Source organism: Serratia nevei, assembly GCF_037948395.1.
GTDB lineage: Bacteria > Pseudomonadota > Gammaproteobacteria > Enterobacterales > Enterobacteriaceae > Serratia > Serratia nevei.
This window is the reverse complement of record NZ_CP149940.1, coordinates 4,678,766-4,692,331: the sequence shown is the minus strand read 5'-3', so window position 1 is coordinate 4,692,331 and position 13,566 is coordinate 4,678,766. Positions and strand designations below refer to the sequence as shown.

Sequence of the window (13,566 nt, the reverse complement as noted above, 5' to 3'; positions counted from 1 at the left end):
GTCCAGGCCTAAAACCGCAGATTATCACGCCCTCACTCGCTATGCATACAGCTCGCCGAACAGCGAAAGGTGCGTCAGATACAGCCGGGTATCGAACTCCAGCTGGTGGTAATCCGGCTCCATATGGCAGCACAGGCTGTAGAACGCCTTGTTGTGATCTTTCTCTTTCAGGTGTGCCAGCTCATGCACCACGATCATGCGCAGGAAGGGTTCGGGCGCCACCTTGAACACCGTCGCCACGCGGATTTCCGCCTTGGCCTTCAGCTTGCCGCCCTGCACGCGCGAGATGGCGGTATGCAGGCCAAGCGCGTGCTTCATGACGTGGATCTTGCTGTCGTAGGCCACCTTGCTCAGCGGCTGGGCGTTGCGCAGATACTGGTTTTTCAGATCGACGGTAAACTGATACAGCGACTTGTCGGTAGTACAGTCGTGCACCTGCGGATAGCGCTGCAGCAGCACGTCTCCCAGCCGGTTCTGATGGATCAGTTGCTGCACCTGGCTTTGCAGATGCGTTGGGTAGCCTTGCAGGTAGGTCAATTCAGACATTCTTGTTCCGTATCAACGGCCATTCAGCCGGTCATTCTATGCTGTTTTTTCGCTCAAATCCTGACATACGCAATTTATCCGAAAAAACATTTTACTGACGGGCGTTTTTAGGGGATAAACAGCCCAAATTTTATCAGTCAGGAGGGGCAATGAGCCAACTCGATCTGGGAACACAGCAACTTGAGCTGGAGCGTTATCCCCAACAGGAAGAATCCACCCAACTGCAGGCGTGGGAAGCAGCGGACGAATATCTGCTGCAACAGCTTGAAAACGTAGATATCGGCGGCCGTCCGGTGCTGATTTTCAACGATAACTTCGGCACCCTGGCCTGTGCGCTGCACGCGCATCGTCCTTACAGCGTCAGCGACTCGTACATGAGCCAGCTGGCGACGCGCCACAACCTGAAGCTCAACGGTCTGGATCCCGAGCAGGTCACGCTGTTGGACAGCCTGGCCGAGCTGCCGGCGGCGCCGGCGGTGGTGCTGATTCGCGTGCCGAAAGCGCTGGCGCTGCTGGAGCAGCAGCTGCGCGCGCTGCGCCACGTCGTGACCGAAGACACGCTGATCGTCGCCGGCGCCAAGGCGCGCGACGTGCATACCTCGACGATGCAGCTGTTTGAAAAGGTGCTGGGCCCGACGCGCACCAGCCTGGCGTGGAAGAAAGCGCGCCTGATCTTCTGCCAGGCGGCGGATATCGTCCCACCGGCGGCGGCGGAAACCACCGACTGGACGCTGGACGGCACCGATTGGCTTATCCATAACCACGCCAACGTCTTCTCGCGCGGCAGCCTGGATATCGGCGCGCGCCTGTTTATGGAACATCTGCCGCGTGGCCTGAACGGCCATATCGTCGATCTGGGCTGCGGCAACGGCGTGATTGGCCTGACGGCGCTGGCGCAAAACCCGGAAGCGCAGGTGACCTTCGTCGATGAATCTTACATGGCGGTGGCCTCCAGCGAGCTGAACGTGGAGCACAACCTGCCGCAAGAGCTGGATCGTTGCCAGTTTGAGGTGAACAACGCGCTGGCGGGCATCGAGCGCGAAAGCGTGCAGGCGGTGCTGTGTAACCCGCCGTTCCACCAGCAGCATGCCATTACCGATCACACCGCCTGGCAGATGTTCTGCGACGCCAAGCGCTGCCTGCAGGTAGGCGGCGAGTTACGCATCGTCGGCAACCGCCACCTCGACTATCATCAGAAGCTCAAGCGTCTGTTCGGCAACTGCACGCTGGTGGCCTCGAACAAGAAGTTCGTGATCTTGAGAGCGGTTAAATCCGGCGCGCGTCGCTGAGCATGATGACCAAGGGGCGCTGTGCGCCCCTTTTTTACAGCGCCATCGCCAGCCGCGTACCCTGATCGATCGCGCGGCGGGCGTCCAGCTCGGCGGCCACGTCGGCGCCGCCGATCAGATGCACGATTTTCTCCATCGCCTGCAGCGGCTGCTGCAGCTCGCGGCGTGGTTCCTGCCCGGCGCAGATGACCACCGTGTCTACCGGCAGGCAGCTGTCCTGCTCGGCGCGGGTGATGTGCAGCCCTTCGTCGTCGATCAGCCGATAGCTGACGCTGTTGAGCATTTTCACGCCGCGCATCGCCAGGCTGGCGCGGTGGATCCAACCAGTGGTTTTCCCCAGGCCTTCGCCCACTTTGCTGGTTTTGCGCTGCAGCAGATAGATTTGCCGCGCGGCGCGTGGCGCCTGAGGGCCTTGCGCCGCCAGCCCGCCGCGCTGCTCAAGGCGGCCGTCAATGCCCCATTCGCGGTTGAATTCCGCCTGATCCTGGCTGCTGGACACGCCGTGCTGGCTGAGGTACTCGGCGGTGTCGAAGCCGATGCCGCCGGCGCCGACGATCGCCACCCGCTGGCCGACCGGTTTTTTATCGCGCAGCACGTCCAGATAGCTCAGCACCTTGGCGTGGCCGATGCCGGGGATGTCCGGGGTGCGCGGCAAGATGCCGCAGGCGAGGATCACTTCGTCGAATTCGCTTAAATCCGCCGCCTCGACCTTGACGCCCAGCCTGACCGTCACTTCGCGCAGCGCCAGCTGGCGGCGGAAGTAACGCAGGGTTTCATGGAATTCTTCCTTGCCGGGGATCTGCTTGGCGATGTTGAACTGGCCGCCGATCTGATCGGCCGCGTCGAACAGCGTCACCTGATGGCCGCGGCTGGCGGCGGTGGTGGCGAAGGCCAACCCGGCGGGGCCGGCGCCGATCACCGCCAGCTTTTTCGGTTTCTCCGCCATCGTCAACGGCATTTCGGTTTCGCGGCAGGCGCGCGGATTGACCAGGCAAGACGTCAGCTTGCCTTCAAAAATCTGGTCGAGACAGGCCTGGTTGCAACCGATGCAGGTATTGATCTCGTCGGCGCGTCCCTCGGCGGCTTTCTGCACAAAGGCGGCGTCGGCGAGGAACGGGCGCGCCATCGACACCATGTCGGCGCAGCCGTCCGCCAGCACCTGCTCGGCCACCGCCGGATCGTTGATGCGGTTAGTGGTGATCAGCGGAATACCCACCTTGCCCATCAGCTTGCGGGTCACCCAGCTGAACCCGGCGCGCGGCACCATGGTGGCGATGGTCGGGATGCGCGCCTCGTGCCAGCCGATGCCGGTATTGATGATCGTGGCGCCCGCCTGTTCGACCGCCAGCGCCAGCTGTTCAATCTCCTGCCAGCTGGAGCCGTCTTCCACCAGATCGAGCATCGACAGCCGGTAGATCAGAATGAATTCCGCACCCACCGCCTGGCGCACCGCCCGCACGATCTCGACGGCGAAGCGCATGCGGTTGGTGAAGCTGCCGCCCCAGCGATCGTCGCGCTGGTTGGTGCGCGCCGCCAAAAATTGGTTGATCAGGTAGCCTTCGGAACCCATCACCTCAACGCCGTCGTAGCCGGCCTGTTGCGCCAGCGCCGCGCAGCGGGCGAAGTCGGCGATGGTCTGCTCGATCTCCGCTTCACTCAGCGCGCTTGGCGCGAAGGGATTGATCGGCGCCTGCAGCGCGGAAGGGCCCACCGGGTGCGGCTGATAGCTGTAGCGGCCGGCATGCAGGATCTGCAGCGCTATCTTGCCGCCCGCGCGATGAACGGCCTCGGTGACCGGCCGATGGTGAGGCAACTGCGCCTCGCTGTTGAGGGTGGAGCCGCCGCGATACACCACGCCTTTGTCGTTGGGCGCGATGCCGCCGGTGACGATCAGGGCCACGCCGGCGGCGGCGCGCTCGGCATAGAACGCGGCCAGGCGCTGCGGGCCGTCAGGCAGCTCTTCCAGGCCGGTATGCATCGATCCCATCAGCACCCGGTTTTTCAGGGTGGTGAAGCCGAGATCCAGCGGCGCCAGCAGGTGAGGGTAATTGCTCATTGCACTCTCCATCGGGTGAAATCGGGGCCCGTTGTTATAATTATGTGAACATAAGTGGTCGGATGAGATAAATCTAGCCGTTGTCGCGCCGCTTGGGAATCTGCGTTGTGCCGAATGTGATAGACGTCATGAATCTCAGGCACCGTTTGCATAACGAACAAAAGATCGGTTAACCTTTGCGCGTTGTAAATTCCTTCTCTCTGCGGAGCCATAACCGAAAATGAACAACCACACCTGCTGATATCGGGTCCCACGCTGTGCGCTCCCGCGCCCTGTGGGGATGTTTTGATCTCATTCAGGAGTGCTTATGGCTCATTTTGCGCAGTCCCCTTATTTCGTTTTACATCAACTGACCTGCCAATTTGCTGACGGCGAAACGCTGTTCGGCCCGCTGGATCTCGCTTTCGATCGGTCGCGCTGCGGCCTGGTGGGGCGCAACGGCGTCGGCAAAACCCAGCTGTTGCGCCTGATCGCCGGGCGGGAGCGGCCGGGCAATGGGCATGTCGAATCCCATGCCGCATTGGCTTACGTTGCGCAGCAGCCGGAGATCGCGGCGAACACCACGCTGGCGCAGCTGCTGGGCTACGGCGAGGTCTTCGCCGCGCTGGCGCGCATCGAGCAAGGGCGGCCGTTGGCGGACGACATCGATCGTCTGGAAGGACGCTGGGATCTCAACGATCGCCTGCAAAGCGCCTTCGCCGCCGCCGGGCTGCCGGCCTTCGATCCGCTGCGACCCGCAAGCTCACTGAGCGGCGGCGAACGGATGCGCGCGGCGCTGTGTGGCGCTTTTCTGGGGGAGGCGGATTATCTGCTGTTGGACGAACCGACCAACCACCTCGACAGCGCCGGGCGCGCCTGGCTGTATCAGCAGCTGGATCAGTGGCGCGGCGGGCTGCTGATCGCCAGCCATGATCGGCAGCTGCTGGGGCGTATGGAGCGCATCGTCGAACTGACGCCCGGCGCGCTGCGCAGCTATGGCGGCAACTACGATGACTACCGGCGCCAGCGCGACATGGAGCAGCAGGCGGCGCGCGCCGATCTGGAACATGCGCGCGAGGAGCGCCGCCGCACCCGCGCCCGTCAGCAGAAAGAGCACGACATGAGCCAGCGGCGCTCGGCGCAAACGCTGCGCGTCGTCGATACGCTGAATATCGCCTCTTTCGAACGGGTGGCCTACAAATCGGCGGCGAAGGAGAGCCTCGGCACGCTGCGCAAACAGCATCAGGACCAGCGCGACAGCCTCGATGCGGCGGTGCGCGAGGCCTATCAGCGGGTGGAGGACGAGCAACCGGTGTTGCTGGCGCTGCCGGGCAGCGAGGTGAGCGCGAACAAGCAGGTGCTGGTGCTCGAGCAGCTGCAGCTGCCGTTCGTCAGCGCGCCGCCGCTGGATCTGCGTATCGACGGCCCGATGCGCGTGGCGTTGACCGGCCCCAACGGCTGCGGCAAATCCACCTTGCTGAAAACCGTTCTCGGTCAGCTGACGGCGCTTTCCGGCCATTGTCATTGCCCGCTGTCGACGGCCTACCTCGATCAAACCTTGTCGCAGTTCGACCCGAGTCTGTCGGTGATGGACCATCTGGGGCTGCAGGATTCGCCGCTGGCGGAAGGCGCGTTGCGCACCCGGCTGGCGCAGCTGCAGCTTGGTGCGGATCGCATCGCGCTGCCGCTGGGCTCGCTGAGCGGCGGCGAACGGCTCAAGGCGGCGCTGGCCTGCGCGCTGTGGCGGCGACAACCGGCGCAGCTGCTGTTGCTGGACGAACCGACCAACCACCTGGATCTGGCGTCGTCGCTGGCGATCGAAACTGCCCTGGCGGATTTCCCCGGCGCGATGCTGGTGGTATCGCACGACGAAGACTTCCTGCAGGCGCTGCGGCCGACGCATCGCCTGAACCGGCAGGCGGACGGCTGGCGGCTTCAGGCCTGGTAACGCGCAAAGGCGGCCCTAGGGGGCCGCCTTTTTCATCTCGGGCGCGTTAATGCAGGCCAGCAGTTGGGTGAAGGCCGCGGCCATCTGCTCTTCCGGCACGCAGGCAAACCCCATCAGCAGGCCGCGCCGGCGGTTGGGCAGCATGTAGTAGCGCGACAGCGGCCGCACCAGCACCCCCTGCGCGCCAGCGGCGGCGGCGATCGCCACGTCGTCGGCCTCGTCCGGCAGGTTGAGGATCAGGTGCAATCCGGCGTTGCTGTTGAATTCGCTGAGCGCCTGTTTGCCGAGGTGCTGTTCGATCAATCCGGTCAGGAAGGCACGCCGCCGGGCGTACAGCAACCGCATGCGGCGGATATGTGCGGTGTAGTGTCCTGCCTGAATAAACTCCGCCAGCGCGCTCTGGATCAGGAGGTGCCCGCCGCGGTACAGCTCGGCGTGGGCGGTTTTCAGCGCCTGCACCAGCGGCGGCGGCAACACCACATAGCCGAGGCGCAGCGCCGGGTAGAGCGTTTTGCTGAAGGTGCCGATGTAAATCACCGGCGCGTCGGCCTCCAGCCCTTGCAGCGCCGGGATCGGTTGGCCGGAAAAGCGGAATTCGCTGTCGTAGTCGTCCTCGACGATCCAGCCGCCGGCGTTGCGCGCCAGCGCCAGCAGCCGTTGGCGGCGCGCCAGGCTCATCACCGAGCCGAGCGGATACTGGTGCGACGGGGTCACGAAGATCAGCCGCGGTGGGTTGGTCGGCTGCTCCGGCGGCACCAGCCCGGCTTCGTCCACCGCCAGCGGGCAGATGTTCAGCGCATTGATGCGCAGGATATTGCGGATCCCCCAATAGCCCGGCTCTTCGATCCAGGCGTCATCCCCCGGATTGCATAGCATGCGCGTCACCAGATCGATCGCCTGATGGATGCCCTCGGTGATCAGGATCTGTTCCGGCGAACAGCGCACCGAGCGCGCCACCCGTAAATACTCCACCAGCGCATGCTGCAGCTCCGGGCTACCGCCCTGATTGCTGTAGGTCAGCCGCTGCGGCGCCGGGCGGCGGCTGAGGCGCGCCTGGATCTTGCTGAACAGCTGATGGGGGAAGGCGTTGACGTCGGGCACGCCGGGAATGAATGCCCCCCACTGTTTGGGGCTGGCGCTGGCGTGGTGCAGCAGCGTGGCGCCGCGCTCCGACAGTTCGACGCGGCGCGGTTGCCCGCTGCCGTCCGCCGGGGCGCTGCCGGTGGAGAGGCAGCTGTCCGGCACCGTGTCGGCGACGAAGGTGCCGCTGCCGGCGCGCGCCAACACGTAACCTTCCGCCAATAGTTGTTCATAAACGGTTAACACGGTGTTGCGGGACAGGCTGAGTTCCTGCGCCAGATCGCGCGAGGCGGGCAGGCGGCTGGAGGGCGGCAGGCTGCCGTCGAGAATGCTGGTGCGGATCGCGTTGTAAAGCCGCTTGTGCAGCTTGTCATCGGGCTGCTCGCCGAGGCGCTGCAGCAACAGATCACCACTCAATGAGCGCAATTGGATCCCTCAATTATTCGTAACTGGCACTCGATTATAGGGCCACATCCTGTGTAAATAAACGGCATTGTTTCACGAATGTGAACGAAACGTGTAACTGGCACCGACCGGAGAGAACAGCATGAAAAACGCAGAATTGAACCAACGCCGTCAGGACGCCACCCCGCGCGGAGTGGGCGTGATGTGTGGTTTTTACGCCGAGCGCGCAGAGAACGCCACGCTGTGGGATGTGGAAGGCAAAGAAGTGATCGATTTCGCCTCGGGGATCGCCGTGCTGAACACCGGCCATCGCCACCCGAAGGTGATCGCCGCGATTGAAAAGCAACTGCAGGCCTTCACCCACACCGCCTATCAGATCGTTCCTTACGAAAGCTATGTCTCGCTGGCGGAGCGCATCAACCAGCGCGCGCCGATCGCCGGCCCGTGTAAAACCGCCTTCTTCACCACCGGCGCGGAAGCGGTGGAAAACGCGGTGAAGATCGCCCGCGCTTACACCGGTCGCCCGGGGTTGATCACCTTCGGCGGCGGTTTCCACGGCCGCACCTACATGACCATGGCGCTGACCGGCAAAGTGGCGCCTTACAAACTGGGCTTTGGCCCATTCCCCGGCTCGGTGTTCCACGGCCAGTACCCGAACGCGCTGTACGGCGTGACCACCGAAGACGCGATGAACAGCCTGGATCGCCTGTTTAAAGCGGATATCGATCCCAAGCAGGTGGCGGCGATCGTGCTGGAGCCGGTGCAGGGCGAAGGCGGCTTCAACGTGGCGCCGGCCGAGTTCATGCAGGCGCTGCGCGCGCTGTGCGACCAGCACGGCATCCTGCTGATCGCCGACGAAGTGCAGACCGGCTTCGCCCGTACCGGCAAGCTGTTCGCCATGGAGCACTACAGCGTTAAACCGGATCTGATCACCATGGCGAAAAGCCTGGCGGGCGGCATGCCGCTGTCGGCGGTGGCGGGCCGCGCCGAGGTGATGGATGCGCCGGCGCCGGGCGGGCTGGGCGGTACCTATGCCGGTAACCCGCTGGCGGTGGCCGCGGCGCATGCGGTGCTGGACGTGATCGACGAAGAGCAGCTGTGCCAGCGCGCCCAGCGTTTGGGGCAGCACCTGGTGGAAGTGTTGCAGCAGGTGCGCAAAACCAGCCCGGCGATCGCCGATGTGCGCGCGCAAGGCTCGATGGTGGCGGTGGAGTTCAACGATCCGGCCACCGGCAAACCATCTGCCGATATCACCCGTCAGGTGCAGCAGAAGGCGATGGAAGAAGGGCTGCTGCTGCTGAGCTGCGGCGTGAACGGCAACGTGATTCGCTTCCTGTACCCGCTGACCATCCCGGACGATCAGTTCACCAAGGCGATGGGCATCCTGTCTCGCGCGCTGGCCCACTAAGGAGCGAACGACATGAAATTGAACAATCCCGAGCTGCTGCGCAGCCAGTGTCTGATCAACGGCGAATGGTGCGATGCCCTGAGCGGCAAGCGCGAAGCGGTGATCAACCCGGCCACCGGCGCCGAACTGGCCAGCATTCCGCTGGTCAGCGAAGAGGAAACCCAGCAGGCGATCGCGGCGGCGCAGCGGGCGCAAAACGAGTGGAAGCAGCTGACCGCCAAGCAGCGTTCCGCGCTGCTGCTGGCCTGGGCCGATAAGGTACTTGCCGCACAGGAAGATCTGGCGCAGCTGATGACCGCCGAGCAGGGCAAATCGCTGGCGGAAGCGCGCGGCGAAGTGGCGTACGCCGCGTCGTTCATCACCTGGTTCGCCGAAGAGGCCAAGCGGGTGGACGGCGCGGTATTGCAGGCGCCGCAGGCTTCGCAGCGCCTGGTGGTGGTGAAGCAGCCGATCGGTGTGTGCGCTGCCATCACCCCGTGGAACTTCCCGGCGGCGATGATCACCCGCAAGGTGGCGCCGGCGCTGGCGGCGGGTTGCGCCATCATCGTCAAACCGGCCGAGCAAACGCCGTTGACCGCGCTGGCGTTGGCCAAGCTGGCGCAGGACGCCGGCATTCCCGCCGGCGTTTTGCAGGTGGTGACCGGGGAAGCGGCGCAGGTGGGCAAGGTGCTGTGCGACAGCCCGGTGGTGCGCAAGCTGAGCTTTACCGGTTCGACCGAGGTCGGCCGCATCCTGATGGCGCAGTGCGCGCCGAGCATCAAGAAACTGTCGCTGGAGCTGGGCGGTAACGCGCCGGTCATCGTGTTCGACGACGCCAATCTGGACGCGGCAGTGGCGGGCATCATGGCCTCCAAGTTCCGCAACAGCGGCCAGACCTGCGTCTGCGCCAACCGCATCTACGTGCAGGACGGCATCTACGAGCGGCTGGTGGAAAAACTGGTGGCGGCGGTCGAGCAGCTGAAAGTCGGCGACGGCAGCCAGGAAGGCACCACCCAGGGGCCGCTGATCGACAGCGATGCGGTAGCGAAGGTACAGAGCCATATCGACGACGCGTTGATCAAAGGGGCGCAGATCGCCACCGGCGGCCAGCCGCACGCGCTCGGCGGCACTTTCTTCCAGCCGACGGTGGTGACCGGCGTAACGCAGAAGATGCGCTTCGCCAAAGAAGAGACCTTCGGGCCGGTGGCGCCGCTGTTCCGCTTCCATGACGAGGCGGAAGCCATCGCCATGGCCAACGACACCGAATTCGGCTTGGCCGCCTACCTGTTCACGCAGAACGCCGCGCGCCAGTGGCGCGTGCCGGAAGCGCTGGAGTACGGCATGGTCGGCATCAACACCGGGCTGATTTCCAACGAAGTGGCGCCGTTCGGCGGCGTGAAACAGTCAGGGCTCGGGCGTGAAGGATCGCGCTACGGGATAGAAGAATATCTGGAGCTGAAATACCTGTGTATCGATGTGAGCTGTTGAGCGTCAGGACGTTAACCCATCCCGGCGGCCAGCGTCGCCGGGCGATAAAGGATGATGCATGTCTGATAATATCTCTGTTTCTCCGGCGCTTACCGCCGGGGTGCGAGCACCTGCACCCGCCAAATCGTTAAGTTTCCTCGAAGGGGTGGCGATGATCGTCGGCACCAACATCGGCGCCGGGGTGCTCTCCATCGCCTACGCCTCCAGCAAGGCCGGTTTCCTGCCGCTGCTGTTCTGGCTGGTGCTGGTGGGGAGTCTGACCACCATCACTATGCTGTACGTCGCCGAATCCACGCTGCGCACCCGCGCACATCTGCAGCTGAGCGGGCTGGCGAAGCGCTACGTCGGCGGCCTGGGCGCCTGGCTGATGTTCGCTTCGGTGTGCGTCAACAGCGTTGGGGCGCTTACCGCCTACATGACCGGCAGCGGTAAGCTGCTGCAATCGCTGTTCGGCATCTCGCCGGCGCTGGGCAGCCTGCTGTTCTTCGTGCCCGCCGCCGGCGTGCTGTACCTCGGTTTGAAAGCGATCGGCCGCGGCGAGAAGTTCATCAGCATCGGCATGGTGGTGATGTTGACCGCGCTGGTGGCGGCAACGCTGCTGAAAGACACCACCCAGATGCGCAACCTGCTGGACGGTGACTGGCGCTATATGGTGCCGGTGTTCAACGTGGTGGTGTTCTGCTTCTCGGCGCAGTACATCGTGCCGGAAATGGCGCGCGGCTTTGCCGACAAGCCTGAGCAACTGCCGAAGGCGATCATCGTCGGTATGGTGGTGACCTTCATTTTGCTGGCGGCGGTGCCGATGTCGGTGATCGCGCTCAGCGGGCTGGATGACATCTCCGACGTGGCCACCATCTCCTGGGGCCAGGCGCTGGGGCAGTGGGCGTTCTTCTCCGCCAACATCTTCGCGCTGTGCGCGATGCTGACCTCGTACTGGGGATTGGGCGGCAGCTTCCTGACCAATATTTTCGACAAGTTCCGGCTGGGCAACGACGAGCTGCCGCTGCGCCGCTTCGGAGTGCTGCTACTGGTGGTGGTGCCGCCGTTCGTGCTGGCCTACAGCGGGCTGGTGTCGTTCGTCAACGCGCTCTACTTCGCCGGGGTGTTCAGCGGGGTGATCCTGTCGATCATGCCGATGCTGATCCTGCGCGGCGCGCGCAAACATGGCGACCAGACCCCGCGCTGGCAGTGCAACTGGATCACGCACCCGCTGCTGCAGGTCAGCATTGTGCTGCTGTACCTGGCCAGCGCGGTGTACGCCATCGCTTCATTGTTAGGCTATCTGCCCTCTGGATGGTGATTTGCCTTCCCTCAAGCAGTGATGTTGTTTCTCGGCATTGAGAACGGCGGCGTCGTGGCCGCCGATTTTTTTCTCAGGCGCGCCGTTTTTCCGACAACGCCAGCCAGGCCTGCACCGACGGGCGCTGCCACTGCTTGTGCGCATAGTGGCGCACGCGCTCCGGCACCGGGTCGCCGTGCATCACCAGCCGGTTGAGCATCAGCGCCAGATCGGTGTCGGCGATGCACCACTCCCTGAACAGATTGTCCTGCCCGTGGCTCAGCAGCTTTTCCACGGCGGCGATCAGCTTGCGCGCGGCCTCCTGCGCGGCTTCGGACAGCGGCGGGAACTTGCCGTTGTTGAACACCACCTCGGTCGAGCGCTCGGCGCGGATCGGCAACAGATCGCTGCGCAGCCAGGCCTGGATCTCGCGCGCCTTGGCGCGCAGCTTCACGTCGCGCGGATAAACGGCGTGGGCCGGGTGGATGTCTTCCAGGTATTCGGCGATCGCCGAAGACTCCGAGAGCTGAAACTCGCCGATCGCCAGCGTCGGCACCCGGCGGGTGAGCGACAGCGCCGCGTAGGCCGCCTCTTTGTTCTCTTCTTTCGCCAGATCCACCGGCTTCACGGTGAACGGAATGCCTTTTTCCGTCAGCACGACAAAGGCGGACATGGCGTACGGGCTGAAAAATTCACTGTCGGTATAAAGCTCGATGATCGGTTGAGACATCGGCGGTTCCTCGGGGTTAAGGGGGGAACATTCATCATTGTCGAGGGGAGGCTAAAAATCAATCTGTTAGCCTAAAAGTTCTTGGGTGGCGCGGTTTCCGGCGCCGTGAGCTCCTTCAGGATGATGTGATATATTTGTTGCCAACACGTGAATCGAACCGTATTGGGTAACATGAAGACGCAGTGGATAGAACGAGTAAAAGTGGGATGCGCGCGCCTGTGGCCGCACCCGCTGGCGGTGGGCAAGCGAGAGATGCTGATTTCCAGCGTCGGCGCCGGTTTGGGGCTGATGCTCGCCGGCTGGATCAGCCACTTTATTTTGGGCGAGGTGAACCTGTGGTTTATCGCGCCGATGGGCGCCTCGGCGGTGCTGCTGTTCGGCGTGCCCAACAGCCCGCTGGCGCAGCCCTGGTCGATCGTCGGCGGCAATGCGCTGGCGGCGACGGTGGGTGTCAGCGCCGGTCTGCTGATCCCCGATCCGGGCCTGGCCTGCGGCGTTGCGGCGGCGGTGGCCATCGGCCTGATGTTCAAGCTGCGCTGCCTGCATCCTCCGGGTGGCGCGGTGGCGCTGACCGCCATCCTCGGCGGCCCCGGCATTCACCAGATGGGCTACCACTTCGTGCTGTACCCGGTGCTGCTGAACTCGGTGCTGCTGGCGGCGCTGGCCATTCTGTTCAATAACCTGGCCGGGCGACGCTACCCGCACGCGCTGGCGCCGGCGGAGGCCAAACCGGCCAATCTGCCGATCGATGCCGTTGCCATCACCCGCGCCGATCTGCACGAGGCACTGATGGAGGGGGATCTGTTCGATATTGACGAGGACGATCTGCAGGAGCTTCTGCTGCGCGCCGAGCAGCTGGCGCATCAGCGGCAAAGCAAGACCGCCTGATCAGCCCAGCGTTTTGCGGTAAAACACCACCCGCTCCGTTTCGGCAAAGCCCAGCGCCGCATGCAGGCGCTGGGAGTCCAGATTGGCGATGTCGGTATCCGACGCCAGCTCGCTGCACCCCTGCTGCTTCGCCCACTCCTGCACCTGCGCGATCAAGCGCGCGGCCCAACCCTGGCGGCGGGCGCGTTCGACGGTATAAATCCCTTCCAGAAACGCCACCGGCGACGATTCGCAGCCGTTGACGTAATCGTAGCGCAGCGCGACCTCGGCAAAGCCAACGAAAGCGCCGTCCAGCCCCCGCGCCATAAACGCGGTGTGGTGCGGCGAAGCCAATATCTCGCGCATTTCCGCGCGGTGATCTTCAGGCGAGCTGGAGGGCCACAGCGCGGTGCGCAGCGCCAGCCAGGCGTCGAGGTTGTCGTGGTCGCAGTTGACGATCATGCGGGGCCCTTATGAGTCGGAATAAATCAGGAATGCCGAAAGAGAAGTGT

General features: G+C 64.1%; 11 protein-coding genes. 6 read left to right on the top strand and 5 right to left on the bottom strand.

The features are described from left to right. Positions 1-39: 39 nt before the first annotated feature. On the bottom strand, positions 40-546 hold the full coding sequence (locus V8N38_RS22430; protein WP_004937154.1) for a M48 family metallopeptidase: 507 nt from the start codon (positions 544-546) through the stop codon (positions 40-42). A gap of 149 nt (positions 547-695) precedes the next feature. Between V8N38_RS22430 and rlmG the strand changes: the two genes are divergently transcribed. Continuing rightward, positions 696-1,835, top strand: coding sequence for a 23S rRNA (guanine(1835)-N(2))-methyltransferase RlmG (rlmG, locus tag V8N38_RS22425; RefSeq protein WP_015379148.1), 1,140 nt, complete (start codon positions 696-698; stop codon positions 1,833-1,835). Between the two features lie 34 nt (positions 1,836-1,869). Here the strand turns inward: rlmG and V8N38_RS22420 are convergent, their stop codons facing one another. Further along, positions 1,870-3,891 carry an FAD-dependent oxidoreductase gene (locus V8N38_RS22420; protein WP_147840357.1) on the bottom strand — a complete coding sequence of 674 codons (2,022 nt, stop codon included), beginning with the start codon at positions 3,889-3,891 and terminating at the stop codon, positions 1,870-1,872. A gap of 307 nt (positions 3,892-4,198) precedes the next feature. On the opposite strand from V8N38_RS22420, the gene V8N38_RS22415 reads away from it, so the two are divergent. Then, complete coding sequence (locus tag V8N38_RS22415) at positions 4,199-5,818, top strand: ABC-F family ATP-binding cassette domain-containing protein (RefSeq protein WP_147840356.1); 1,620 nt, start codon at positions 4,199-4,201, stop codon at positions 5,816-5,818. Between the two features lie 15 nt (positions 5,819-5,833). Here V8N38_RS22415 and V8N38_RS22410 read toward each other — a convergent pair whose 3' ends face one another. After that, the gene (locus V8N38_RS22410; protein ID WP_060440999.1) at positions 5,834-7,324 is read right to left on the bottom strand and encodes a PLP-dependent aminotransferase family protein; all 1,491 of its coding nucleotides are present in this window, start codon (positions 7,322-7,324) and stop codon (positions 5,834-5,836) included. A gap of 121 nt (positions 7,325-7,445) precedes the next feature. Here V8N38_RS22410 and V8N38_RS22405 point away from each other — a divergent pair, with 121 nt between their 5' ends. From V8N38_RS22405 to V8N38_RS22395, 3 genes are read left to right on the top strand one after another with little or no spacing between them, the layout of a single operon-like run. Beyond that, complete coding sequence (locus V8N38_RS22405) at positions 7,446-8,711, top strand: 4-aminobutyrate--2-oxoglutarate transaminase (protein ID WP_147840355.1); 1,266 nt, start codon at positions 7,446-7,448, stop codon at positions 8,709-8,711. 12 nt (positions 8,712-8,723) lie between these two features. Further along, positions 8,724-10,178: an NAD-dependent succinate-semialdehyde dehydrogenase gene (locus V8N38_RS22400; protein ID WP_060451958.1), complete on the top strand. Its 1,455-nt coding sequence runs from the start codon at positions 8,724-8,726 to the stop codon at positions 10,176-10,178. 58 nt (positions 10,179-10,236) lie between these two features. Further along, on the top strand, positions 10,237-11,478 hold the full coding sequence (locus V8N38_RS22395) for an amino acid permease (protein WP_070915386.1): 1,242 nt from the start codon (positions 10,237-10,239) through the stop codon (positions 11,476-11,478). Positions 11,479-11,551: 73 nt separating this feature from the next. Here V8N38_RS22395 and yfcF read toward each other — a convergent pair whose 3' ends face one another. Next, positions 11,552-12,187 carry a glutathione transferase gene (gene yfcF, locus V8N38_RS22390; RefSeq protein WP_033644542.1) on the bottom strand — a complete coding sequence of 212 codons (636 nt, stop codon included), beginning with the start codon at positions 12,185-12,187 and terminating at the stop codon, positions 11,552-11,554. A 171-nt stretch (positions 12,188-12,358) separates the two neighbouring features. On the opposite strand from yfcF, the gene V8N38_RS22385 reads away from it, so the two are divergent. Beyond that, a complete protein-coding gene (locus V8N38_RS22385) occupies positions 12,359-13,075 on the top strand; it encodes an HPP family protein (RefSeq protein WP_060441001.1) in 717 nt (238 codons plus the stop codon). Here the strand turns inward: V8N38_RS22385 and aac(6') are convergent, their stop codons facing one another. Continuing rightward, entirely contained in the window at positions 13,076-13,516 is a 441-nt protein-coding gene (aac(6'), locus tag V8N38_RS22380) for an aminoglycoside 6'-N-acetyltransferase (protein WP_060422871.1), read from the bottom strand. Between the last annotated feature and the right edge of the window lie 50 nt (positions 13,517-13,566).